Origin of the sequence: Acidovorax sp. NO-1, assembly GCF_000238595.1 — a bacterium.
GTDB lineage: Bacteria > Pseudomonadota > Gammaproteobacteria > Burkholderiales > Burkholderiaceae_C > Acidovorax.
On record NZ_AGTS01000049.1, the window covers coordinates 26465 to 50513 of the forward strand.

Here is a 24049-nt window from a genome sequence, read left to right on the forward strand (position 1 = left end):
CGAGCAGAAAAGCAACCTGGCATGGGAAATGCTGTACCAAAGGCAGACCTGGAGAATTCTTCTGCAGGTTGTTAATTGCAATCGACCTCCAAGGAGTTTCTTATGAAGCGCAATCTGCAAAAGGGTTTCACACTCATCGAACTGATGATCGTTGTGGCCATCATCGGTATTCTGGCGGCTGTGGCACTGCCCGCCTACCAAGATTACACAATCCGCGCCAAGGTCTCTGAAGGGCTGAGCTTGGCGTCGGCCGCGAAGACGGCAGTTGCGGAAACATATGCGAATACCACGCAAGGTACTATTGAAGCATATGGCGGCGTCGGTCCGATTACCGCTCCCGCGCCTGGCAACACAACGTATGGGTATCAATATACCGCCGGCACCAATGTGGCGACGATTGCGATTGCGGAAACTCCCGTCGCTGCGCCCACAGCCACTTCTGGTCGAATCACCATTACCTACGCCGGCACCCTTGGCACCACTCTGGGCAACCCACTGGTGCTGACTCCCGGCTCTGGCACAGTCACCAATTCCGCCGTGCCGTCTGCCGTTTTGGTATCAGGTGCTCCAGTTGTGTGGGGTTGCGGCATTGCTGCCACCGCATCTTTTAAGTATGTTCCGGCAAACTGCCGCTTTAACAACCTCTAATACTGACGAGATGAGAGAGGCCGCCTTGTGCGGCCTTTTTTTTGGCGAAACACATTTGAATGCCGCTGTGCTTTCATTCGTCACTCATTCAAGTCAAGTGCAACCTCGGCTATATGGAGGAAGAAGGCATGAAAAAGCACCTTCAATCGGGATTCACTTTGATCGAGTTAATGATCGTGGTAGCCATCATCGGCATTTTAGCGGCGGTGGCTCTGCCCATGTATCAAGACTACGCCATTCGTGCCCGGGTGACGGAAGGCCTCAGCCTGGCAGGCACGGCCAAGACGGCGGTGGTGGATTCGTTCTTTACGGTGCCAAGCGGTGGCATCTTGCCCTACCCCGGCACGGGCGCCCCGGTGGCGGGCAGTTATGGTTTCCAATACACCCCGGGCACACATGTCACCTCGATTGCCATTGGCGCCATCGTCGATGTCGCCGCGCCCGTATTGCCCGAAGGCCGCATTACGATCAGCTTTGGGGGTGGCGTGGGTTCAGTATTGGGGACTCCGCTGGTTCTGACCCCCGGCAGCGGTACGGTGAGTAACGCGGCGGTCCCTGCCGCGCCGCTAGCCGCAAGAGCTCCCGTCGTATGGGGTTGTGGAGTGGCCTTAACCTCAGCCTTCCGTTATGTACCCGCCAATTGCCGCTACTCACTTTGATATGCAATTCGGGTGCAAGTAGTTTGGCGTTTCTAACGTTGATGTTTGCTGGTGTTTTTTCATGCGTGTTCGTTACCGAGCAGCGTTGAAGGCCTCTGCTGCCCATTTGCTCGTGACTATCTTGGTCGCGACGCTGGCCGCGATTTTGGTTTTTTATGTCTGGTATCCCTGGCCGTTCTATGAAATCGTGTCAGGTCGTGAGTTGTTTTGGTTGGTTATAGGGGTTGACGTGGTATGTGGGCCGTTGCTGACCATGGTGCTGTGGAATCCGACCAAATCAGCAAGAGAGCTGGCCCTGGATATGTCGCTTGTTGGGTTGATACAGGTTGCAGCGCTGGCCTACGGTATGAGCACCGTGACAGACACGAGGCCTGTGCGCTTGGTATTTGAGGTGGACCGTATCCGCTTGGTTTCAGCGGCAGAAGTTAACCACGCGCAGTTGGAGCAGGCGGTCAAAGGGCTTCAAAACCTCCCATGGTTGGGACCTGTGCTTGTTGGCATCCGTGAGCCCAAAAGCAATCAAGAGATGCTGGAAAGCATTGATCTTTCATTGGAAGGGGTAGAGCCTTCTCTGCGACCAGACTGGTGGCAACCCTACGTTCTTTCAGTTCCTCAGGTGCTGAAGGCGGGGCGCTCGATAGCCGTGTTAAGGGCGAACCGCCCAGCGGATGCGGATCGAATAGATGCTGCAGTACGCGCTACCAAAACACCTGAGTCCGAGCTACTATGGCTGCCTCTTACTGCTGGGCGGAGCTTTGATTGGGTGGTAATTCTTCACAAAGAATCAGCTTTGCCGGTGTCTTACGCCCGCGTTGATGGGTTTTTCTGATGGGCGCACATACCACCGCCCTTTCTCAGTTGACAACCTCGGCCACAAAACTCCCCGACTTCCCCCCATGCTTTTCCACCACGCGCACGTCGTGGATGGACATCCCCCGGTCCACCGCCTTGCACATGTCGTAAATGGTGAGCAGCGCGACCTGAACAGCGGTGAGCGCCTCCATCTCCACCCCGGTGGGGCCCACGGTTTCCACCGTTGCTGAGCAGAAGATGCCCGTGGCGCCCTTATGCCGGGTGCTGGCAGTTTCAAATTCCACCGCCACCCGCGTAAGTGCCAGCGGATGGCACAGCGGTATCAGCTCGCTCGTTTTCTTGGCCGCCATGATCCCCGCAATGCGGGCGATGCCCAGCACGTCACCCTTTTTGGCGGTTCCCGACTCGATCAGTGCCAGGGTGGCCGGCAGCATTTCAATGCGGCCGGTGGCCACCGCGATGCGGTGGGTGGCGGGCTTGGCGCCTACGTCCACCATGTGGGCCTGGCCTTGGGCGTCGAAGTGGGTGAGGGGGGAGGTGGGGGTGGACATGGGCAATGGGGCGAAACGTTTTGGGGGCGGGGGCATCATACGGCGTTCACACGGGCGCACGCGTTGGGGTGGCGCTCGCAGTATGCAGACAAAGGATGTTCGTGAAGAAATTCGAGTCAAATCTGCCTCTGGCGCTTATCTGTAAAGCGCTAGCAGCTATTATTATCGTAGCAAACGGCGTTCTGTACGCACCCGGTGGGTCCGCTCAGACGAGCCTGCCCACCCTGGGGGACAACAGCGATCTGACCACCAGCGACGAGCGTCGCCTGGGCGACCGCATCATCCGCGAGCTGTACCGTGACCCCGACTACATCGACGATGCGGTGCTGGCCGAGTATGTGCAGGGGATCTGGCAGCCGCTGAAGCAGGCGGCGCGGGCGCGCGGCGAGCTCTCGCCCGAGCTGGATGAGCGCTTTGCCTGGGAGATCCTGCTGGGGCGCGACCGCACGGTGAACGCGTTTGCGCTGCCGGGCGGCTATCTGGGCGTGCATCTGGGGCTGATCGGTGTCGTTGCCACCCGCGATGAGCTGGCTTCGGTGCTGGCCCACGAGCTCAGCCATGTCACCCAGCGCCATATCTCCCGCCTGATCACCCAGCAGAACAAGCAGACGCCGCTGCTGCTGGGCGCGATGATTCTGGGGGCCCTGGCCGTCAGCAAGAACCCCGGTGCCACGCAGGCCATCATGGTGGGCGGGCAGGCGCTGGCGATTCAGAACCAGCTCAATTTTTCGCGCGACATGGAGCGTGAGGCCGACCGCATAGGCTACGGGCTGATGGAGCCTGCCGGGTTTGCGCCCCAGGGTTTTGTGAGCATGTTCGACAAGCTGCAGCAAGCCAACCGGCTCAACGACAACGGTTCATGGCCCTACCTGCGCAGCCACCCGCTCACCACCGAGCGCATGGCCGACATGCAGTCGCGCACGCCGCCCGGTGCGCCACACCCGCACGGGGGGAGCGCTGCATCGGCGCCCACGCTGGAGCACGCCCTGGTGGCGGCGCGGGCCCGGGTGCTGGCCAACCCGGGGGTGGATACGCTGCGCCAGTGGATTGCAGAGCCCCTGGGCAGCGGGTTTGGTGCGCAGGCCCTGCCCAGGCAGGCCGCTGCCCTCTACGCGGCGGCGCTGGGCAGCAGCCAGCTGCGGGATGCGGCAGCGGCCCGTACCGCGTCAGGGCGGCTGCAAGCTCTTGTGCGTGATGACGCGCCCGCCCATCGTCTGGCCAGGCTGCTGGCCGCCGAGATCGAGCTGGCGGCGGGGGATGCGGTGGCAGCGGAGGATGCCGTCAGTGCGCTGGGGGCCGGGGCGCCCCGCGCCCAGCGGCGGCCCGAGCTGGTGCTGCGCACCCAGGCCCTGCTGCGCGCCGGGCGCCCGGCCGAGGTGACCAGTGCCCTGCAAACCTGGGTGGCCAACCACCCGCGCGATGCCACGGTGTGGCAGTTGCTGGCCTCGGCCTGGCTGGCGCAGGGCCAGGGTTTGCGGGCGGTGCGGGCCGAGGCCGAGGCGCATGCGGCCCGTTATGACTATGCAGCGGCGGTAGACCGGTTCAAGGCGGGGCAGGACCTGGCACGGCGCGGAGGGCCGCAGGTGGACCACATCGAGGCGTCCATCATCGACACGCGGCTGCGCGCGATGGAATCACTTCTTCGTGAACAGGCCGCCGAGCGCTGACTCGATGAGCATGCCGAGCAGGGAATAAATCAGCGAACCCAGCAGTGCAGCGCCAAAGCCGTTGACGTGGAACCCGTCCAGCACGCTGGCTGCGGCCCAGAACATCAGGGCGTTGATGATGAAGAGGAACAGGCCGAGCGTGACAATCGTGACCGGCAGCGTGAGCACCACCAGCACAGGGCGCAGCACCACGTTGAACAGGCCGATGACAAAGGCCGCGATCAGCGCAGATGTGAAGCTCTGCACCGCGACACCGCTGTACACATAAGCCACGCAAAGCAGCGCTGCCGCGCTGAGCAGCCATTTGAGTAGGAGTTTCATGGGCGAAGAATAGCACCGCCCCCACGCGCGCCGGAAGCGCAAATTCAGGCAATTGTCGCCTGCAGTTTATTCAAGCCCCAGCACCCACAGCGCCCCGACGCCCGACAGCAGGCTGCCCGATGTGCCTGGCAGGGGCGTCCAGCGGCGGGTTGCAGGCGCGGGAACGTCCGGGCTTTCCGCCCGGGGCCGACGGGCATCCACCACCTGCGCAGGGCCCGCTCCTGCGGCGTGCAATTCATCGGTGATTTCAGCCAATGGCCCCTTGGCCAGCACCGTAGTGACCCTGACGGAGGGTGAGGGGAACAGCGGGAGGATCTGGGCAAACAGCTTGTCTGCCCATTTGTCGCGCCAGTTTTCGCGGGCGCGGTGGCTGACCCATTTGCTGATCCGGTGCGTCATGCGCGGCGCGCAGGCCACCAGCACCCACAGGGTGTCGCCCGCCGTGTCCCGCGACAGCAAGGGTGCCAGCACCTGCTGCGCACTGGCCGCATCGTCCACATACACGATGACTCTGTTCATACCACCTCCTGCAAAGCCTTGAACGACAAAAGGGGGCGCTACCGCCAGGCAGGCCCCCTTCACACAGGCATCCGCCGCGCCGCCAACCCTTCGGTGTGCGTGCGCGGCCCGATAAACGTCAGCCCTGGGCGGGTGCCGACGCCGCGCGGCGCGCCAGGATGACCTTGCCTGCGGCCAGAACCAGCAGCGCGCCTGCCACGCTGGCACCGTACTTGATGACGTCGGTCTGCGCGATCTTGAGCATCCACTGCCACTTTTCAGGGTTGGCAAAAACGGGGTCGCTGACGAGCATGCCGCCCGCAATCCAGCCCAGCAGCATGCCGCCGGCCGTGATGATCATGGGGAAGCGCTCCATCAGCTTGATGACGAGCTGGCTGCCCCACACGATGATCGGAATGGAGATCAGGAGGCCCAGCACCACCAGCAGGAACTGGTGCTCGCCCGCGTTCTGCGCGGCACCGGCAATCGCGATCACGTTGTCCACGCTCATCACCAGGTCGGCCACGATGATGGTCTTGATGGCGGCAAACAGCTTGTCGCTGCCTTGCACGTCGCCGTGGCCGTCCTCGTCCGGGGCCAGCAGCTTCACGCCAATCCACACCAGCAAAAGCGCCCCGACAAACTTGAGGAAGGGCAGCGCCAGCAGCGTCATGGCGAAGGCAATCAGGATCACGCGCAGGACGATCGCACCGGCCGTGCCCCAGATGATGCCCTTGGTGCGCTGGGCGGGCGGCAGCTTGCGGCAGGCCAGGGCAATGACCACCGCGTTGTCGCCACCCAGCAGGATGTCGATGATGATGATCTGGCCAAGCGCTAGCCAGAATGCAGGCGAAGACAAAAAGTCCATAAATTCCTCAGTATCAATGGGCACAAGGGCGGATGGGCTGCCACTGTAGCGCCGAGTCCAACCCGGGGATAGGGGTCTGCAATGGGCAGATCAAGGGCGTGCCGCAGGGGCTGAGGATGCGAGGGAACGGCCTTGAACAGCCCACAACGGGCCATCAAAGGTCTTGCTCGGCCCAGTGCCTGCCTTGCGGTGTGGACTGGGCCCGGACCGCCGGAAGCGTTGCTTCGTACTGACGACGGTACCGATGGCATGCATCGCGGGGCCACTGGTGGGCGCGGCCGGAAGGCATGTCGGGAGCTACTCCCCTTCGAAGTGTCGATTGGAACATCGCCCGCGCTGCCGCGCAAGTGCGCGGCGATTGTGGATAGTGCGTACACACCCCGCACGCATTGCCGTCTGCGCACCGCAGGTGGGGCTATGATCCAGCCCCTTTGCGTTACCTCACCCCATGGCCGCCATCCACATCACCGACATCGAAGCTGCCATCAACTATTGGCGCAGCCGCACGCCGTCGCCCGATGGCATCGTGCTGGCGCCCGAGCTGCGCGCGCTGGGCGAGGCCTATGCGCTCATGGTGTTCCGCCAAGCCGATGCGGTGGACGAAGACGCCTTGCCGCCCGAGGCGCTGGCGGCCTGGCTGGCGTGGTACGACGCCACCCCCGACACCCCCTGCATTGCCATCTGCTCCACCAGCCAGGGGGACGACCTGTGCAAGGGCTGTGGCCGCACGTTTGATGAGGTGCAGTTCTGGCCGGCGATGACACCCGCCGAAAAACGCGGGGTGTGGCGCCGCATCACGCTCGAACACACGGCCTGGCGGTTTAACCGCTATGCGGAGCGCGCTGCCGAGGGCCCCTCGGACAAGCCGGTTGTGCCACCCACCGCCGTGCAAGGCGCCGGTCCCCGCTGAGCCCCGGCCCTGTACGCGCAGCGCCCAACCCTGTATGGTGGGCCCATGCTGCGCCTCATCCAAGCCCCGAACATTGCCATTGCCACGCTGTGGGCTGACCTGTTGTGCGAGGCCGGGATGACGGCCTCGGTGCAGCGGCAGTACCTGGGTGCCGCCGCCGGGCATTTGCCGCCCGACCAATGTCTGCCCGAGATCTGGCTGGACCACGAAGAACACGCCTCCCGCGCCCGCGCGCTGCTGCAGGAGTTGCAAGACCTGCCCCAGCGCCGCTGGATGTGCCGGTGTGGCGAGATGGTGGAGGGCGGGTTTGAGCAGTGCTGGCAGTGCGGCACGCTCATGCCCAGGGACTGAGTCGGAAACTACCGAATTGATAGCTGCAAACGCTTGCCAGTAAAGCGCCAACAGCCATTTTGATGTGTATTTCCCGAGTTACTTCCAGCGAACGGGCTCCACATGCACGCTGCCCTGCGTGCTGCTCAGGGTGATGGCCCCCTCCTGCACCGTGGCCTGCAGTTGCATGCTGCGCTCGGCCAGCTGGGCCAGCGCCTGCGAGGCTTCGGTGGGAATGCGCCAGACCTGCAGTTTTTCCAGGCGCGAAAGCTTGGTTTCAATGCCCTTCCACCAGATCTCGGCCGCGTGGTTGAAGCAGTAGACGATGACCGAATCGGCCTTGCTGCAGGCCTTGGTCAGCGGTTTGTCCTCGGGCTGGCCCACCTCGATCCACACGCGCTTGCGCCCGGTGAAATCGGTCAGCGAGGCGTCCGGGTCATCCGGGTCCGACAGGCCCGCGCCAAACGCGAGCGTGGCGTCGCCATTGCACAGGTCGTTGAGCTGGTGCGCCTGGATGGCCAGCGCCGCCAGCCGCACCATCATGCGCTCGTCGGTCTCGCTGGGGTGGCGCGCCAGGGTGAGCGCGTGGTCAGCGTAGTAGCCGTGGTCGATGTCGGCGATCTGGAGGTTCGCCTTGAAGATGGTGGATTTGATGGCCATGCAGCCTCACTACTAAATAGATAGCTGCCAGCGCTTGACCAACAAGCGCTGGAGGCCAAAAAGGCTATAAATCTGCCGGTTAAACGCGTCGCGCCAGTTCGGCCGCCTTGCCGACATAGCTGCCGGGCGTCATCGCCAGCAGCCGGTCTTTCTCTGCCTGCGGGATCTCCAGCGAGGCGATCAGCCCATGCAGCGCCTCTGCCGTCACGGTCTTGCCGCGCGTGACTTCCTTGAGCTTTTCGTAAGCGCCCTGCACGCCAAAGCGGCGCATCACCGTCTGGATGGGCTCGGCCAGCACTTCCCACGATGCGTCCAGGTCTTCGGCCAGCGCTTCTTCGTTGATTTCGAGCTTGTTCAGGCCCGTGAGCAGCGAGGCATAGGCCAGCGCCGCGTAGCCCAGGGCCACGCCCATGTTGCGCAGCACGGTGCTGTCGGTCAGGTCGCGCTGCCAGCGGCTGATGGGCAGCTTCTCCGACAGGTGCTTCAAAACCGCGTTGGCCAGGCCCAGGTTGCCTTCGGCGTTTTCAAAGTCGATGGGGTTGACCTTGTGCGGCATGGTGCTGGAGCCAATTTCCCCGGCCTTCAGGCGCTGCTTGAAGTAGCCCAGGCTCACATAGCCCCAGATGTCGCGCGAGAGGTCGATGAGGATGGTGTTGGCGCGGGCCACGGCGTCAAACAGCTCGGCCATGTAGTCGTGCGGCTCGATCTGGATCGAGTACGGCTGGAAGGTCAGGCCCAGGCCCAAGGGTTCGGGCGTTTCGATGACCTTCTTGCTGAAGGCTTCCCAGTCAAACTCAGGCCAGGCGGACAGGTGGGCGTTGTAGTTGCCCACGGCGCCGTTCATCTTGCCCATGATCTTGACGGCGGCGATCTTCTCGCAGGCCGTTTGCAGGCGCATCACCACGTTGGCCATTTCCTTGCCCACGGTGGTGGGGCTGGCGGTCTGGCCGTGGGTGCGGCTGAGCATGGGCACGTCGGCAAAGGCGTGCGACATTTCGCGCAGCTTGAGCACGATGCGGTCGAGGCCAGGCAGGATCACCTGGTCGCGGCCCGAGCGCAGCTGCAGCGCGTGGCTGGTGTTGTTGATGTCTTCGCTGGTGCAGGCAAAGTGCACAAATTCGGCGGCCTTTTCCAGCTCGGGGCGGGCTTCGAACTTGCTCTTGATCCAGTATTCGACCGCCTTCACGTCGTGGTTGGTGGTCTTTTCGATCTCCTTGATGGCCGCGGCATCGGCCTCGGAGAAGTTCTTGACCAGGCCCAGCAAGTAAGCGCGTGCTCCGGTGGTCAGCGGCTTGAACTCGGCAAATCCGGCGTCTGACAGGGCGATGAACCACGCCACTTCCACCTGCACGCGGCGGTGCATGTAGCCGTGCTCGCTCATGATGGGGCGCAGGGCGGCAAGTTTGCTGGCGTAACGGCCGTCAAGCGGCGACAGGGCGGTGATGGTGGACAGGCTCATGGCGCGCCATTGTAGGCGGGGCGGGTGCGCGCGGTTTGTGGGGGCGGCGCATCAGTCAGCCTTGCGCAGGGCGGCTGTCGATAGAATCAAACCCGAATTGTTCAGCCCCTGCGCACTGGAAGACACACCATGAAATTGATCGGAGCCACCACCAGCCCCTACGTGCGCAAGGTACGTATCGTGATGGCTGAGAAAAAGCTCGACTACCAGTTCGTCCAGGAGAACGTCTGGGCGGAGGACACCCACATCGCAGCCTCCAACCCTCTGGGCAAGGTGCCGTGTCTGGTAATGGAAGGCGGCGAGGCCGTGTTTGACTCGCGCGTGATCGTGGAATACCTCGACACCCTGTCGCCCGTGGGCAAGCTGATCCCGTCGCAAGGCCGCGAACGCGCCGAGGTCAAGACCTGGGAGGCGCTGGCCGACGGTGTGATGGACGCCGGCATCCTGGCGCGCCTGGAAGCCACCTGGGCCCACCGCAAGGACAGCGAACGCAGCCAGGCCTGGATCGACCGCCAACTCGTCAAGGTGAACGACGGCCTCAAGTCCATGAGCCAGGGCCTGGGCGACAAGCCGTTTTGCAGCGGCATCCACCTGAGCCTGTCGGACATCGCCGTGGGTTGCGCCCTGGGCTGGCTGGAGTTCCGCTTTCCCGAGATCGCCTGGCGCAACGAATACCCCAACCTGGGCAAGCTCATGGACAAGCTCATGCTGCGCCCGAGCTTCGCCGACACGAAGCCGTCCTGATCGCACGCCACGGCGGTTGCGCCTGCACGTGGCGCAACGGCTTTTTGGGGTGCTAGGAATTGGCCCGCCGGCGCAGCCAGCGCATCAGCGCGCCCACCACGGGCAGCTTTTCATACAGCTCTTCGGCGGCGTCCCAGTAGTCGCGGTGCAGGGTGACCAGCCCGTGTCCATCCAGCACCAGGTGCGAGGCGCCGCGCACTGTCTGCGTGACGCCCTTGTCAAAACGCTGGAAGGCGAACAGGAAATCCCAGGTCAGGAAACACTGGTTGCCCTGCACCACGCGGCCGGTGACCACAAATCGGGGTTCATCCAGCGCCCTGAACATGTGGGCAAAGATGGCCTGGATCGCGGGCACGCCCTGCACCTCGTTGAACGGATCCTTGAAGCGTGCATCGGGGGCATACACCTGCCCCAGGGTTGCCACGTCTGCGGGCGAGAGGTTTTCAAAGAACGCAATGAAGCGCGTGACGGCGTCTTCGGTGAAGGGCGATGTGTAGGGCGTTTGCATGGAAGCTCAAAGTCCCGTGAACTTGCGAACCGCCGGAAAATACCACCGGTAGGGCAGCAGGCGCAGCAGCTTCATCACGCGCGTGAAGCGTTTGGGGAAGTGGATATCGAAATGCCCACGCTCCCAGCCCTGCACGATGGCCGCTGCGGCGGCTTCCGGGGAGATCAGCGCGGGCATGGTGAAGTCGTTGCCCGCTGTGAGCGGTGTGGCCACAAAGCCGGGGTTGATCACGCTCACGCCCATGCCCAGATCGTGCAGATCCAGGTACAGCGCTTCGGCGAGGTTGATGAGGGCGGCCTTGGTGGGGCCGTAGGCCAGACTCTTGGGCAGACCCCGGAACCCCGCCACGCTGCTGATCAGGCTCACATGCCCCGGCCGCCCGGCCTGCGCGGCCGCCAGCATGGCGGGCAACACGGCAGCCAGCACCAGCAACACGCCGTTGTAGTTGACCTGCTCGTGGCGCAGCATCACGGCCAGGTCGAAATCGGTGGCGCGCATGTCGCGGTAGTAGCCCGCGCAGTAGCACACCAGGTCGGGCGCGCCACCGGCCAGCACCTGCGCGGCGGCGGCCTGCACCTGTGCCGGCTCGGCGGTGTCAAACGCCAGCGCCGTGCTGCCCGGGTGCTGCACGATAAAGGTGTTCAGCGCATCAGCGCTGCGGGCTGAGACTATGACCTGCGCGCCGCGCGCATGCAGCGCCGCCGCTGTGGCCCGGCCAATGCCGCTGCTGGCTCCGATCAGCCAGGCCCGGCGGCCGCGCCAGTCGCGCAGGGGCGGGTTCAGGCTCATGGCGCGCGCTTGGTGAAGGACAGCGTGATCTCGCCCAGACGCACGCCAAATTTGCTCATGGTGGCGCGGTTGAGCATCACGCGGTCGTCGATGAGGTACATCCAGTCATCCAGATCCACGTTGTAGACCTTGCCATCCACCGGCAGCGCCAGCGTGTAGGTCCAGCGGAAGGCATTGCCGCGCGTCTGGCCGCTGGCGGTGCCCACCACGTCGTCGGCCGTGCCGGTGTAGCGGCCGTCGGCGTGTTTGGTCAGGCGCCAGATGCGGCGTTGCGTGGTGCCGTCGGAGTAGGTGAAGGCTTCGTCGAGCACGCCCTCGTTGCCGTTCCATGTGCAGTCCATGACCACGGTGAAGCGTTTGACGATCTGGCCGCTGCGGTCCTGGAAGATGCCGTAGGCGTCGATGGTGCCGTTGAAATACTGGGCCAGGTCGAGCACCGGCTTTTCGCTGGCGTAACCATCCAGGCTCTGGCTGGCGCAGCCGGACAGCACCACGGGCGCCGCCACGGCGGCCGAAAGGAGAAGACGTCTGTGCATCATGGTGGTGGGCCTTGGTCGGTTCGAATTCAGACAATCGCCGCGCCACGCGGGCGCCGCAGGATGAGGAGATAGAGCGCTGCCGCCGCAGCGAGCTTGAGCACGCAGGGCAGCACGGCATAGGCCAGGCCCAGGGTCTGCAGGCCGTCGTCGCTGCGCGTGCCGGGCGTGTAGCCCCACCAGCCCAGCAGCGGCAGCGCCAGGCCCGCGGCCAGGGCCAGATTGAGCTTGGTGGCAAAGTTCCACCAGCCAAAGTACGCGCCCTCGTGCTGGCCGCCGTCGCCCTCGGCGGCAATCACGCCGGCCAGCAGGGCGCTGGGCAGGGCCAGGTCGGTGCCCAGCGCGACACCCGAGAGCGCGCAGACGATGAGGAACGGCACGACATCGCCCGCGCCGAGAAACGCGGCCCACACAAACACGGCAATCGCCAGGAGCATGCCCGTGAGCCAGGTGCGCGCCAGGCCCCAGCGCCCCACGGCGCGCAGCCACAGCGGGATGGACAGCGCTGCGCACACAAAGTAGGCCGCGAGGAACATCGGCTCCTGCGCGGGCGGGGCTTGCAGACGGTCCTGGATGAAGAACAGCACCAGCGTGGCCGGGATGGCGCTGGCAATGCCGTTGAGCATGAACACCGCCAGCAGGCGGCGGAAGGCGGGCCGCCCCCAGGGCCGCCACAGGCTGGCGCGCTGCGCGGGTCGGTACACACCAGCCACAGCACCCGCATGGGCGGTGGGGCGCGGGGAGCGCGTCCACGCCCACCAGCCCAGCAGCAGGGTGATGGCAAACACACTGAGCATCACCGGCAGGCCCAGCAGCGCAGGCAGCACCGAAGCCAGCACCACGCCCACCAGCGCAGCGCCTTCGCGCCAGGCCACGATGCGGCCGCGCTGCAGCTCGTCGCCGCCCAGGCGCGCGCCCCAGGACTGGTGCGCAATGCTGAGCTGACTGTAGGCGGTGTAGGTGATGAGCAGTGCCACCAGCGCCCAGGCAATGAGCGCATCGGCCCCGGCTACTTGCGGAAAGAACAGGCTGGTCAGCCCCAGTGCCAGCACCACCGCCGACACTGCGCCCACCGCCAGCACGGCGCGCACCGAGCGGCCAAACAGATGGTCGGCCAGGCGGCCCAGCAGCGGGTCGGTGAACGCATCGAACAGCCGCGCCGCCAGCAGCACCGCGCCCAGCGTGGCCAGCGGCATGCCAAATTCGCGCGCGTAGTGGTTGGGCAGCAGCACGTACAGCGGCAGCGCCACAAACGCCAGCGGCAGGCCCAGCAGCCCGTAGGCCAGGCCTGCGCCGGCGCGGAGGGGCTGCGTGGAGGTCATGGCTGGCCTGCAGTGCGGGTGGCGGCCAGCAGTTCCTGGCGCAGCCCGGGCTCGGAGGTCTGGGGCGAAAGCCAGATGCCGAAGAACAGGCGCGAGAACTCGGCGTCCGGCACCTCGCCCACCACGCGCCCGGCCATCTTGAAGGTGGCGCCCACGCCGGGCTGGTGAATGCCCAGCAGCCGGTCACCCGACTTCACGTCCGGCAGCGCTGCCTGCAAAGCCTGCTGCCAGCGCGTGGCCTGCTCGGCCGTGAAGCTGCCCACGCGGCGCATCTCCTGCAGAGAGCGCCTGGCGATGGCCTCGGCCGAAAAGTCGCGGTGGTACGTGAGCTCCAGCGCCAGGGGTTGTGCGCCGTAGTTGCCGGCGTCAAAGCCGGGCGGCACCCACAGGCGCGCGCGGTAGATCTCGAAGCCCAGAAACCGCAGCACGCCCTGGCCGGCCAGGCGCACATCCGGCAGGGGCATGGCGGGCGGCGCCTCTGCCGCCTGGGCCGCAGGCACGGCTTGGGCCAAGGCAGAATTTGAATAAAAAAAGGCTCCAGCGCTTATCAGTAAAGCGCAAGCAGCTATATTTTTCATAGTGGTCATCAGTCCTTGACCAGCGTGTATTGCACCAGGTCGATGTTGCTCATGGCAAACGCCGCTTCGCAGTACGCGAGGTAGAACTCCCAGATATGCATGAAGCGCTGGTCAAACCCGAGCTGCAGGATCTGCGTGCGCTGCGCCAGAAAGCGCTCGCGCCAGCGCTTGAGGGTTTCGGCGTAGTCCTGGCCAAACGCGAACTCGTCCACCACGCGCAGGCCTGCGGCCTCGCCCTCGCGGCGGAATTCGCGCGGGCAGGGCAGGCAACCGCCGGGGAAGATGTACTGCTGGATGAAATCGGTGGAGCTGATGTAGCGCTCGAACAGGCTGTCGTCGATGACGATGCTCTGGATGCAGGCCTTGCCGCCGGACTTGAGCAGCCGGTTCACGGACTGGAAATAGGTCGGCCAGTATTCGCGGCCCACGGCTTCGACCATCTCGATGGAACAGATGGCGTCGTACGGACCGTCCTGGATGTCGCGGTAGTCCTGCAGGCGCAGGTCGGCCTTGGCTTGCACCCCGTGCGCCGCCATGCGCTTCTGCGCAAACGCCAGTTGCTCGGTGGAGAGCGTGACGCCGGTGAGGGATGCACCGAACTCGGTGGTCGCCATCTCGGCCAGGGCGCCCCAGCCGCAGCCGATCTCCAGCACGCGGTCGCCCGCCTGTACGCCGGCCATGCGCAGCGCACGGCGCACCTTGGCGTGCTGGGCGGCACGCATGTCGCCGCCCGCGTCGCCCTCAAACCAGGCGGACGAGTAGTTCATCGTATCGTCCAGCCAGAGTTCGTAGAACGCGTTGCCCAGGTCGTAGTGGGCGTGGATGTTCTTCTGGCTGTTGGCGCGCGTGTTGCGGTTGAGCAAGTGCTTGATGCGGTACAGCAGCCGGCCCGCCCAGGTGCCGTAGATCACGCCTTCCACCTGCTGGCGGTTGGCGATGAAGAGCTTGAGCAGGTCGGTGAGGTGCGGCGTGGTCCAGTCGCCCGCAATGTAGCTCTCGGCAAAACCGATGTCGCCCGACTTGAGCGCGGCGCTGCACACGTTCCAGTTCTTGAGCGTGATCGCGGCCGAGGGGCCGTTGCCATGCCCGAAGTGCTGCAAGGTGCCGTCGGGCAGCTGCACCGTGAGGTGGCCATGCTGCAGGCGCTGCAGCAGCTTGAGCGCCGTGCGGGCTGCAGCCGGGGTGCCTGCGGGCAGGGCCACGGCGGTGCGGGGGGCGGTGGTGGAGTTCATGGCGGCGTTCTCGTTCGTCATGGAAATCAGCGGGTCACGATGGATGCAGGCGCCTCGGGCTTGCGGTGGAAACGCACGCGCTTGAGCCACAGCTGCAGCGCGTGCCAGTGAATGCGGGCAATGATGGCCAGGGTCATCGCGGGGTAGCCCCAGAGCGCCTGGCGCAAGGTCTGGGGGGTGATGGCCTGCAGGGTGCCGCTCACGCTGGTCTGGATGAGTGGGCCGGTGTCGTCGTCGTGGTCGATGCGCACCACAGTGCGGCCCGCGTCCTGTGCCCCCGCCTCGGTGCGCATGAAGCGAAACCGGTAACCGCCGTTCACCTCGCAGAACGGCGACACATGGAACACCTTGCGTGCCTGCTGTTCCACGCCGTACTGCGGCGCATCCAGCAGGTAGCAGTGGCGCTCGCCAAAGGTGTTGTTCACTTCGACCACGATGGCGCGCAGGTGGCCGTCGGCGCGGTGGCAGTACCAGAAGCTCACGGGCTTGAAGGTGTAACCCAGCACGCGCGGGTAGCAGTGCAGCCACACCTCGCCCGTGGCGTCGGTGATGCCTTCGGTGCGCAGCAGCTCATCGAGCCAGGCCAGCGCACCGCCCTGCGCGGCACTGCGGCCATCGCCGTGGTCCACGTCATGGAAGCTGATGGCGCCGCGGCGGTTGATGGCCAGGTCACTCTGAATGCTGGGCAGGCTGCGCATCGGCAGCATGAGAAAGAACGTGGGGTAGGCAAACGCATGCCGCCGGGGCCGCAGCCGCGTGTGGCGCACCTGGCCGAAGCCGATCAGGGGCGCTGCGGATGGGGCCGGGGCGTGGCTCACGCAGCCTCCGCCAAAGGCGCGGGCAGGGCCGCCAGCAGTTGCTCGGCCACGGCCAGGCCCGATTTGAGGCCGTCTTCATGGAAGCCGTAGCCCGTCCAGGCGCCGCAGAACCAGGTGTGCTGCTGCCCCTGCAGCTTGCCCACCTGCTGCTGGGCGCGGATGGCGGCCATGTCGAACACCGGGTGGGCGTATTCGTAACTGCCGATCACGTGCTCGGGCGCAATGTCGCGCACCGGGTTGAGCGACACCACCACGGGCTGCGCAAACGGCACGGGCTGCAGCTGGTTGATAAGGTAGTGCAGGCAGACGCGGGCCGACTCGCGGCTGCGCTGCTGCGCGCGCTCGTAGTTCCACGCGGCCCAGGCGGCGCGGCGCTGGGGCAGCACGGACGTATCGGTGTGCAGCACAGCGCGGTTGGCCTGGTAGCGGATCGAGCCGAGCACGGCGCGCTCGTGCGGGGTGGGCTGGGCCAGCAGCGCGAGCGACTGGTCCGAATGTGTGGCCAGCACCACCTTGTCGAAGTGTTCGGTGTGGCCCGCGGTTACCACGCGCACACCGGCGGCATCGCGCTCGATGCGGCGCACGGGGGTGGCGAGGCGCTTGTCGGCAATGCCCGCCACGATCTTGTCCACATAGTGGCGTGCGCCACCGGCCACCGTCCACCATTGCGGGCGGTTGCTCACCTGGATCAGGCCATGGTTGTGGCAGAACCGGATCATGGTGGCCACGGGGAACTTCAGCATCTGGTCGGTGGGGCAGCTCCAGATGCAGCCCAGCATGGGCAGGAAGTACCAGTCGCGGAACGCGTCGCCAAAACGGTGGTCTTTGAGAAAGTCGCCCAGCGGCTGCATCAGCGCGGCATCGGCCTGCTTTTCGGCAATGCGCGTGCACAGCTGGTTGAAGCGCAGCAGGTCGCGCAGCATCCCCAGAAAGCGCGGGTTGACCAGGTTGGAGCGCTGGGCAAACACGGTGCTGAGGTTGGTGCCGCTCCACTCCAGTGTGCGGTGGCCGCGCAGGGCGCCCGGCACCTGCACCGAAAACGACATGTCGGATTTGGCGGTCTCCACGCCCAGCTCGGCCAGCAGGCGGATCAGGTGGGGATAGGTGCGCTCGTTGAACACCAGAAAACCGGTGTCCACGCCGTGGGTGACGGGGGTGCCCGAGGCATCAGGCAAGGTCACATCCACCGTGTGGGTGTGACCGCCGAAGTAGTCGCCTGCTTCAAACAGGGTGATGTCCGCCTGGCCGCGCAGCTGGTGCGCGACGGAGAGTCCGGAAATGCCGGAGCCGATGATGGCGATTTTCATGACCGGCTCCCTCTGGCCGGTGCACGGAATAAAAAGGTTGCGAAGCGTCCCGAAACGAATAAGAGAGGGAGGGAGGAGAAGCGCTCCAGGAGGTCAGTCGGAACCCGGGGGCCCGAAAGGCTTCGCAACGTTAAAACTGTACGCTGCGCAATCGTCTTGCGCAATGGATAGAGTGAGGCCGCGCTGGCGAAGTTCCAGAGGCCCCCTGTATTTTTTTTCAAGAAATGTAAAGAAATCATGGCGCTCACCGGGGTGTGGGCAGGGCCAGCTGCTGTTCGATGGCACGCACCAGCCCCTTGTTGTCCGGCCCGGTCATGCTGGAGTACTGGTCCACCAGCTTGCCGTCGCGGGCGAGCAGGTATTTGTGAAAGTTCCAGCGCGGCGCTGTGCCCGACAGCTGCGCCAGCTGCTGGTACAGCGGCGAGGCCTCTGGCCCCTTCACGCTGCTTTTGGCAAACATGGGGAATTTCACCCCGAAGGTGTTTTCGCAGAAGTCGGCGATTTCCTGGTTGCTGCCTTTTTCCTGGGAAAAGTCGTTGGACGGGAAGCCCAGCACCACCAGGCCCTTGTCCTTGTAGCGGGCGTACAGCTCTTCCAGCCCCTTGTACTGGCCGGTAAAGCCACAGAAGCTGGCCGTGTTGACCACCAGAACCACTTTGCCGCTGTACTGGCACAGCGACTGGGGCTTTTCGTCCTGCAGGCGCGGGAAGGTGTGCCGCAGGGTTGCAGGGCAGCTTTCAGGCTCGGCCGCGTGGGCCGCGGGCGCATGACCAACCCCCGCCAAAAGCGCGACGCTGGCAGCCGTGACAAAGGAGTAGAGGGAGGTTTTCATGGGTATATGTCCTCAGGAGAGTGCTCAATTTAACCGTTTCATCACTTTTTGTCCACATGAGTTTTTATTTGTACTATTCGGTTTACGTTGTGCAGGCCCATGCGGATTCATTCCCCCGCTGAAATGGGGGTCTTTGGCGTATGGAGGCTCAGGTTGAGCGAAATACGCCGCGTGGCGCGGGGTTACCAGGAAGGGGGTGCCAGCGATGGCAGGTTTGCGTCTCCCCTGCCATCGGGGGAGCGCGCCGCAGGTCAGCCCAGCTGCAGCAGGCGTTCCAGCGGGAGCTTGACCCGCACATCCTTGAAAGCCACCACACCGGTGACCTTCCAGGGGGGCATGCCGGTATCGCGCGGGATGGGCTCGCCGGTGGGCATGCCCTCGCGGTTGGTGACCACGGCTACGCGCGGGGTGGTGGCCGTCGTGCCGCGGCGGATGACCACGCCGACCTCCTGGCTGGCCAGGCGGACGAACGCACCTGGCGGGTAAACGCCCAGGGTCTTCACGAGTGCCGCGCCCGCCTCGTCCACCTGGTGTTCCTCGTCGTAGTAGCTGGCCTGCATGGCCGCCGTCACCGGCATGGGCCAGCGCGCGGCACGGGGCGCCATGCGGGCGCCAAAAATGTCTGCGCGCTGCAGCAGGCGGGCCATCTGCTGGGCGGGGGTCTTTTTTGCCAGAGGGCCGGGCCCGCGGTGGTGGTGGCAGCGCACGGCCTCAAGCCAGTCGGCGTCTGCAACGCCCAGGCTGCGCAACAGCGCCTCCGAGCGCTCCGCGTGGCTTTGCACGGCCGCAATCTGGTCGGCCGTCAGGGGGTGGGTCTGCTGGGCCAGCATGTCCTGCAGCTCGGTCATGGCGATGTTCATGCTCAGGGCCGCATGCCCCAGCTGCTGCACGCGGGCCTCTGGCCAGCGCAGCATTTCGCGCGCGACCACCGTGCACACGCAGCACACCAGCATCGAGTGCGTGGCGCTGTACATGCGGGTTTCCTGGGCCGACAGGTAGATCAGTGCGAGCAGGGTGGCGTCGGGCGTTTGCTCACCGTGGCGGGCCAGCTCGTCGTACAGGGCCCGGAAGCGGTCGCCAAAGTCTGCGGGTGATGGTGCGCGCAGCAGCCGGGTGGTGCGAAGCTGCAGGTCGGTCCAGTCGGGCAGGGCCTTGTCACCGCGTCCCCGGCCCGTGGCGTCGTCCCCGGCCGTCATCTTCATCGCGGCAATCTCGCCAAGATTGGTGTCCGAGATCAGCATGCGCTGGAGCTGTGCAAGGTAGGCACGGTGGCTGTCGCCCGACTCGTCGGTGTCCACGCACAGCTGGCGTCCCCGCTCCACCATCTTGGCCAGTTCATCGCGGTTGCGGATGACATAACCCTTTTGTGCCAGCAACACCCCGTCCGCGCCCCGCAGCACAAAGGGCAGCGGGTGTCCAAGCTGGATGGTTTCGATGTTGAGGCTGACGAGGTTCATGGCGCTCGTTACATTATCTGACGGTTGCGGCGCTGCCAAAGTGTGCGAAACCCCGGTGATTGCCTGTTATTTCGGGCAACCATGGGAGCCCGCTCATTGCGCGGGCGGTGGCTTCGGCACTGCGGGCACTGCGGGCGTTGCCGGGCCCGGGTGGGCGCCGGTCACGCGGCGCAGCAGCCGGCCGAGTCGCTGGCCCACGTCGTCCACTCCGGTGAAGACCGCCGGAATGACCAGCAGGCTCAGCAGCGTGGACGTGATCAGCCCGCCAATCACCGCCACCGCCATCGGCGAGCGAAAGCTCGCATCCGCCGCGCCAAACCCGATGGCGATCGGCAGCATGCCCGCGCCCATTGCCAGCGTGGTCATGATGATGGGCCGCGCCCGCTTGTGGCAGGCGTCGATCAGCGCCTCAAAACGGGTCAGGCCATGTTCGCGCCGCGCGAGGATCGCGTATTCCACCAGCAGGATGGAGTTCTTGGTGGCAATGCCCATCAGCATGATGAGCCCGATGAGGGAGGGCATCGAGAAGCTCTTCTGCGCAATCAGCAGCCCCACAAAGGCCCCGCCCAGCGACAGCGGCAATGCAGCCAGGATGGTGACCGGGTGCAAAAAGTCCTTGAACAGCAGCACCAGCACGATGTAGATGCACAACACGCCGGTGAGCATGGCCAGGCCGAAGCTCGCGAACAGCTCGCCCATCATCTCGGCATCGCCAATGGTGATCTGGCGCACGCCCGGCGGCAGGCTCTGGATGGAGGGCAGCGCCTCCACCGCCTTGGTCACATCGCCCAGCGGCTGGCCCGAGAGTTCGATCTCGAAGTTGACGTTGCGCGCGCGGTCATACCGGTCCACCACCGCCGGGCCGCCGCTGAACTCCAGCGTGGCCACCTGCCCCAGCATCACCGGGCCCTTGCTCCCCGGCACCGACAGGCGCTCCAGCAGCGACAGGTCCTGGCGCGCATCGTCTTGCAGCTTGACCACGATGGGCACTTGGCGCGAAGCCAGGTTGAGCTTGGGCAGCGACACGTCGTAGTCGCCCACGGTGGCGATGCGCAGCGTTTCGGCAATGGCGCTGCTGGTCACCCCCAGGTCGGCGGCGCGGGCAAAGTCCGGGCGCACCGCGATCTCGGAGCGCACCAGGCTGGCCGTGGACGAGATGCTGCCCAGGCCCGGGATAGTGCGCAGGTCCTTCTCTACCGCCAGCGCGGCCGTGGTCAGGGCCTGCGGGTCGTCGCCCGAGAGCACCAGCACATATTTCTCGCCCGATCCGCCCAGGCCCACCTTGCTGCGCACGCCGGGCAGCGTCTCCAGCGCGGCGCGGATCTGGTTCTCGATGCCCTGCTTGCGTGGCCGGTCGCCACGTTCGGCGAGCAGGATGGTGAGCGTGGCCTTGCGTGTCTCGGCGTTGCCCATGCCTGCAAATGGGTCGCCACCCGCCGTGCCGCCGCCGATGGTGGTGTACACACTTTGCACATGGTCCACACGGGCGATGCGCTGGCGTGCGTCCTCGGCCACCGCGCGCGTCTGCGCCAGCGTGGCGCCGGGCTGCAGCTCCAGGTAGACCTGGGTTTGCGAGTTGTCGTCTGGCGGGATGAAGCCCGTGGGCAGCAGTGGAATCAGCGCCAGCGAGCCGATGAAAAACGCCGCCGTGGCCACGAACGTGATCCAGCGGTGTTTGATGCACCACGCGGCCCAGCGCAGGTACACCGTCATCCAGCGCGGGTCCTTGTGTTCGTCCACGATGGGTTTGAGGATGTAGGCCGCCATCATGGGCGTGAGCACCCGCGCCACCACCAGGCTGGCAAACACGGCCAGCGAAGCCGTCCAGCCAAACTGCTTGAAGAACTTGCCTGCGATGCCGCTCATGAACGCCGTGGGCAAAAACACCGCAATCAGTGTGAACGTGGTGGCCACCACGGCCAGGCCAATTTCGTCGGCCGCTTCCATGGCCGCCTGGTAGGGCGACTTGCCCATGCGCAGGTGGCGCACGATGTTCTCCACCTCCACGATGGCGTCGTCCACCAGGATGCCCACCACCAGCGACATCGCCAGCAGCGTGATCACGTTGATCGAAAAACCCAGCAGGTGCATGCCGATGAACGCCGGAATGATCGACAGAGGCAGTGCCACGGCCGACACAAACGTGGCGCGCCAGTCGCGCAAAAAAAGCCACACCACCAGCACGGCCAGCAGCGCGCCTTCATACAAGAGGTGCATGGAGCCGTCGTATTCCTCCTGCACCGGCTGCACGAAGTTGAAGGCCTCGGTCACCTCCAGGTCAGGGTGCTGCTCGCGCAGTTCTTTCAGTGCCGCCTGCACGGCCGCGCCCACTTCCACCTCGCTGGCGCCCTTGCTGCGGGCCACTTCAAAGCCCACCACCGGCTTGCCGTTGAGCAGGGCCATGGCGCGGGGCTCGGCCACGGTGTCGGTCACCGTGGCCACCTGGTCCAGCCGCACATGGCGGCCATCGGACAGCGCCAGCGTGAGGCCGGCCAGCTCCTGCGCCGACTGCACCGTGGCCAGCGTGCGCACGGGCTGTTCGCTGCCGCCCAGGTCGGTGCGGCCACCCGCGCTTTCGGTCTGCACCAGCCGCAGCTGGCGCGATATATCGGCTGCCGTGGCGTTCAACGCCTGCAGCTTGACCGGGTCGAGCGCCACATGCACCTGCCGGTCCACGCCGCCCACGCGGGTGACCGCGCCCACGCCGCGCACGGACAGCAGCTTCTTGGCCACCGCATCGTCCACAAACCACGACAACGCCTCGTCGTCCATACGGTTGGACGCGATGGTGAAGGCCAGCACGGGCTGGGCGGCCAGGTCCATCTTGGTCACGATGGGGTCGCGCACGTCGCCAGGCAGGTCGCCGCGCACACGTGCCACGGCCGAGCGCACGTCATCCAGCGCCTCCTGCGTGGGCTTTTCCAGCCGGAACTCGGCCGTGATGGTGGCACCGCCATCCTGCACCTTGGTGTAGATGTGTTTGAGGTCCTGCAGCGTGGCGATGCTGTTCTCGATCTTGCGCGCCACATCGTTTTCGAGCTGTGCGGGCGAGGCGCCGGGCAGCGCCACGGTCACCGAGATCGTGGGCAGGTCAATGTCCGGAAAGTTCTGCACCTTCATGGCGTTGAACGACAGCAGGCCGCCGAAGGTCAGCAGCACAAACAGCATCAGCGCCGGTATGGGGTTCTTGATCGACCAGGTGGATACATTCATGGTGAATGCTCCTTAATTAATAGCTGTTGGCGCTTTACTGGTAAGCGCCAGGGCCATTTTTTGCTCGAAATCCGGTCCCTGCGACGTGCTGCTGGCGGGTGGCGTGCTCACCACGCGCACCAGATCGCCGTCGTTCAGAAAGCCTGCGCCGCGCACAGCCACCGCCGCATTTGCTTCCAGGCCTGAAAGCACTTCGACCCGGTCGGCCACGCGCCGGCCAGTCTGCACCTTGCGCATCTGTACCCGTTGGTCGCCGCCCACCACAAACACGTAGGCGAAGCCATCGCGCACCACCAGCGCTTCTTGCGGCACGGTCAGCGCATCGCTGGCGCCCAGTGCGAACTCACCGCGCGCAAACATGCCCGCACGGAAGTCCGCGTTCAGGGGTAGATCAACGTACACCAGCGCATTGCGCGTCTGCGGGTCCACCGTCGGCGCAATCATGCGCACTGTGCCTTCTGCCACCGCACCACTGGCCGCTGTCACGCTGACCTTGGCGCCCGGCGCAATGCGGCGCAGCTCGGTAGACGTGACTTCGGCGCGCCATTCGAGGCGCCCTTTGCGCACCATGCGAAACAGCTCGGTGCCTGCGCCCACCACCGCGCCCACGGTGGCCGTGCGGGCCGAGATCACGCCACTGTCGGGCGCAAGCACCTGGGTGTGTTTGAGCCGCAGTTGCTGCGCATTGAGCGTGGCCTGTGCCGCCTGCACGCGTGCTTTGGCGGTTTGCTCGGCGGTGGTGAACTGCTGGATCTGCTGCTGGCTGAGCGCGCCCGTGGCTTGCAACGAACGGGCCCGATCGGCATTGGCGGCGGCCTCGGCGGCATTGGCCTGCGCTTCAAGCAGGCTGGCGCGCACCTGGGCGACATCGGCCTGCACGGTATCGGCCGAGAACGTGGCGAGCACCTGACCGGCCTTGACCACGTCACCCACATTCACGCGCACATCGGTCAGGCGCAGGCCATTGCTCTCTGCGCCAATGCTGGCCTCCTGCCAGGCAGCCACATTGCCGTTGGCGGCCAGACGCAGGGGCACGGCGGTGCGCTGGGGCTGGGCGGTGGTCACGGTCATGGCAGGGCGCGCCTGGCCCGCCTTGGGTTCATCGGCCGCACGCGATGTGCCCGAGAAAACCAGGGCACCACCCATGGCCAGCACACACGCGGCGATCAAGGCGAAGGCGGTGGGGGAAAACTTGAAGGGGAAAGAAGAGTGTTGCATGGGCTTCGCCCTGAAGAATTCTTATCAGCTGTGCATGGTGTTGGGCGTGGTCCACTGCGCTCGAAACTGGCGATGCGCAGACGAGGGCAGCCAAGGAAGGGCCGCCCTGCA

At 65.3% G+C, this 24049-nt stretch carries 25 protein-coding genes; 7 read left to right on the forward strand and 18 right to left on the reverse strand.

Annotation, left to right across the window (positions count from 1 at the left end):
• The first annotated feature begins 102 nt into the window (after nucleotides 1-102).
• The 3 genes from KYG_RS05350 (at nucleotide 103) to tfpZ (ending at nucleotide 2136) form a co-directional block, all read left to right on the forward strand.
• On the forward strand, nucleotides 103-648 hold the full coding sequence (locus KYG_RS05350) for a pilin (RefSeq protein WP_008903824.1): 546 nt from the start codon (nucleotides 103-105) through the stop codon (nucleotides 646-648).
• A gap of 128 nt (nucleotides 649-776) precedes the next feature.
• Entirely contained in the window at nucleotides 777-1307 is a 531-nt protein-coding gene (locus KYG_RS05355; RefSeq protein WP_008903825.1) for a pilin, read from the forward strand.
• Nucleotides 1308-1368: 61 nt separating this feature from the next.
• Nucleotides 1369-2136, forward strand: coding sequence for a TfpX/TfpZ family type IV pilin accessory protein (tfpZ, locus tag KYG_RS05360; RefSeq protein WP_034693292.1), 768 nt, complete (start codon nucleotides 1369-1371; stop codon nucleotides 2134-2136).
• A gap of 25 nt (nucleotides 2137-2161) precedes the next feature.
• Here tfpZ and moaC read toward each other — a convergent pair whose 3' ends face one another.
• Nucleotides 2162-2671 (reverse strand): cyclic pyranopterin monophosphate synthase MoaC, encoded by a 510-nt coding sequence (gene moaC / locus KYG_RS05365; RefSeq protein WP_008903827.1) that lies wholly within the window; start codon nucleotides 2669-2671, stop codon nucleotides 2162-2164.
• Between the two features lie 95 nt (nucleotides 2672-2766).
• Here moaC and KYG_RS05370 point away from each other — a divergent pair, with 95 nt between their 5' ends.
• On the forward strand, nucleotides 2767-4338 hold the full coding sequence (locus KYG_RS05370) for a M48 family metalloprotease (protein WP_008903828.1): 1572 nt from the start codon (nucleotides 2767-2769) through the stop codon (nucleotides 4336-4338).
• On the opposite strand, the gene KYG_RS05375 is transcribed toward KYG_RS05370, so the two are convergent.
• The 3 genes from KYG_RS05375 to KYG_RS05385 form a co-directional block, all read right to left on the reverse strand.
• Nucleotides 4306-4659 (reverse strand): phage holin family protein, encoded by a 354-nt coding sequence (locus KYG_RS05375; protein WP_008903829.1) that lies wholly within the window; start codon nucleotides 4657-4659, stop codon nucleotides 4306-4308. The genes KYG_RS05370 and KYG_RS05375 overlap by 33 nt on opposite strands.
• A gap of 66 nt (nucleotides 4660-4725) precedes the next feature.
• The gene (locus tag KYG_RS05380) at nucleotides 4726-5178 is read right to left on the reverse strand and encodes a hypothetical protein (RefSeq protein ID WP_008903830.1); all 453 of its coding nucleotides are present in this window, start codon (nucleotides 5176-5178) and stop codon (nucleotides 4726-4728) included.
• A 118-nt stretch (nucleotides 5179-5296) separates the two neighbouring features.
• Nucleotides 5297-6025: a TerC family protein gene (locus KYG_RS05385; RefSeq protein WP_008903831.1), complete on the reverse strand. Its 729-nt coding sequence runs from the start codon at nucleotides 6023-6025 to the stop codon at nucleotides 5297-5299.
• Nucleotides 6026-6473: 448 nt separating this feature from the next.
• On the opposite strand from KYG_RS05385, the gene KYG_RS05390 reads away from it, so the two are divergent.
• Both KYG_RS05390 and KYG_RS05395 read left to right on the forward strand, forming a co-directional pair.
• A complete protein-coding gene (locus KYG_RS05390) occupies nucleotides 6474-6935 on the forward strand; it encodes a DUF3717 domain-containing protein (protein ID WP_008903832.1) in 462 nt (153 codons plus the stop codon).
• Between the two features lie 45 nt (nucleotides 6936-6980).
• Nucleotides 6981-7286, forward strand: a complete 306-nt coding sequence (locus KYG_RS05395) for a putative signal transducing protein (protein ID WP_008903833.1) — start codon at nucleotides 6981-6983, stop codon at nucleotides 7284-7286.
• Between the two features lie 78 nt (nucleotides 7287-7364).
• On the opposite strand, the gene KYG_RS05400 is transcribed toward KYG_RS05395, so the two are convergent.
• Nucleotides 7365-7925 (reverse strand): YaeQ family protein, encoded by a 561-nt coding sequence (locus tag KYG_RS05400; protein ID WP_008903834.1) that lies wholly within the window; start codon nucleotides 7923-7925, stop codon nucleotides 7365-7367.
• A 79-nt stretch (nucleotides 7926-8004) separates the two neighbouring features.
• Complete coding sequence (purB, locus tag KYG_RS05405) at nucleotides 8005-9384, reverse strand: adenylosuccinate lyase (RefSeq protein WP_008903835.1); 1380 nt, start codon at nucleotides 9382-9384, stop codon at nucleotides 8005-8007.
• 129 nt (nucleotides 9385-9513) lie between these two features.
• Here purB and KYG_RS05410 point away from each other — a divergent pair, with 129 nt between their 5' ends.
• The gene (locus KYG_RS05410; protein ID WP_008903836.1) at nucleotides 9514-10128 is read left to right on the forward strand and encodes a glutathione S-transferase N-terminal domain-containing protein; all 615 of its coding nucleotides are present in this window, start codon (nucleotides 9514-9516) and stop codon (nucleotides 10126-10128) included.
• Nucleotides 10129-10180: 52 nt separating this feature from the next.
• Here KYG_RS05410 and KYG_RS05415 read toward each other — a convergent pair whose 3' ends face one another.
• The 12 genes from KYG_RS05415 to KYG_RS05470 all read right to left on the reverse strand — a co-directional run bounded on the left by KYG_RS05415 (nucleotide 10181) and on the right by KYG_RS05470 (nucleotide 23938).
• A complete protein-coding gene (locus KYG_RS05415) occupies nucleotides 10181-10636 on the reverse strand; it encodes a nuclear transport factor 2 family protein (protein ID WP_008903837.1) in 456 nt (151 codons plus the stop codon).
• Nucleotides 10637-10642: 6 nt separating this feature from the next.
• Nucleotides 10643-11425, reverse strand: coding sequence for an SDR family oxidoreductase (locus KYG_RS05420; protein ID WP_008903838.1), 783 nt, complete (start codon nucleotides 11423-11425; stop codon nucleotides 10643-10645).
• Nucleotides 11422-11964 carry a DUF3833 domain-containing protein gene (locus tag KYG_RS05425; RefSeq protein ID WP_008903839.1) on the reverse strand — a complete coding sequence of 181 codons (543 nt, stop codon included), beginning with the start codon at nucleotides 11962-11964 and terminating at the stop codon, nucleotides 11422-11424. Before KYG_RS05425 ends, KYG_RS05420 begins: the two co-directional genes overlap by 4 nt.
• A 26-nt stretch (nucleotides 11965-11990) precedes the next feature.
• Nucleotides 11991-13283, reverse strand: a complete 1293-nt coding sequence (locus KYG_RS05430) for an MFS transporter (RefSeq protein ID WP_008903840.1) — start codon at nucleotides 13281-13283, stop codon at nucleotides 11991-11993.
• Entirely contained in the window at nucleotides 13280-13795 is a 516-nt protein-coding gene (locus KYG_RS05435) for a chalcone isomerase family protein (protein WP_008903841.1), read from the reverse strand. The genes KYG_RS05430 and KYG_RS05435 overlap by 4 nt, the downstream gene beginning before the upstream one ends.
• A gap of 74 nt (nucleotides 13796-13869) precedes the next feature.
• Entirely contained in the window at nucleotides 13870-15093 is a 1224-nt protein-coding gene (locus tag KYG_RS05440) for a cyclopropane-fatty-acyl-phospholipid synthase family protein (RefSeq protein WP_008903842.1), read from the reverse strand.
• 26 nt (nucleotides 15094-15119) lie between these two features.
• Nucleotides 15120-15911 (reverse strand): DUF1365 domain-containing protein, encoded by a 792-nt coding sequence (locus KYG_RS05445; RefSeq protein ID WP_008903843.1) that lies wholly within the window; start codon nucleotides 15909-15911, stop codon nucleotides 15120-15122.
• The gene (locus tag KYG_RS05450; protein WP_008903844.1) at nucleotides 15908-17218 is read right to left on the reverse strand and encodes an NAD(P)/FAD-dependent oxidoreductase; all 1311 of its coding nucleotides are present in this window, start codon (nucleotides 17216-17218) and stop codon (nucleotides 15908-15910) included. Before KYG_RS05450 ends, KYG_RS05445 begins: the two co-directional genes overlap by 4 nt.
• A gap of 244 nt (nucleotides 17219-17462) precedes the next feature.
• Nucleotides 17463-18050: a glutathione peroxidase gene (locus KYG_RS05455; protein ID WP_008903845.1), complete on the reverse strand. Its 588-nt coding sequence runs from the start codon at nucleotides 18048-18050 to the stop codon at nucleotides 17463-17465.
• 251 nt (nucleotides 18051-18301) lie between these two features.
• Complete coding sequence (locus KYG_RS05460) at nucleotides 18302-19507, reverse strand: HD-GYP domain-containing protein (protein WP_008903846.1); 1206 nt, start codon at nucleotides 19505-19507, stop codon at nucleotides 18302-18304.
• 93 nt (nucleotides 19508-19600) lie between these two features.
• Nucleotides 19601-22720: an efflux RND transporter permease subunit gene (locus tag KYG_RS05465; RefSeq protein WP_008903847.1), complete on the reverse strand. Its 3120-nt coding sequence runs from the start codon at nucleotides 22718-22720 to the stop codon at nucleotides 19601-19603.
• A 12-nt stretch (nucleotides 22721-22732) separates the two neighbouring features.
• Complete coding sequence (locus KYG_RS05470; RefSeq protein WP_008903848.1) at nucleotides 22733-23938, reverse strand: efflux RND transporter periplasmic adaptor subunit; 1206 nt, start codon at nucleotides 23936-23938, stop codon at nucleotides 22733-22735.
• Nucleotides 23939-24049 lie beyond the last annotated feature (111 nt).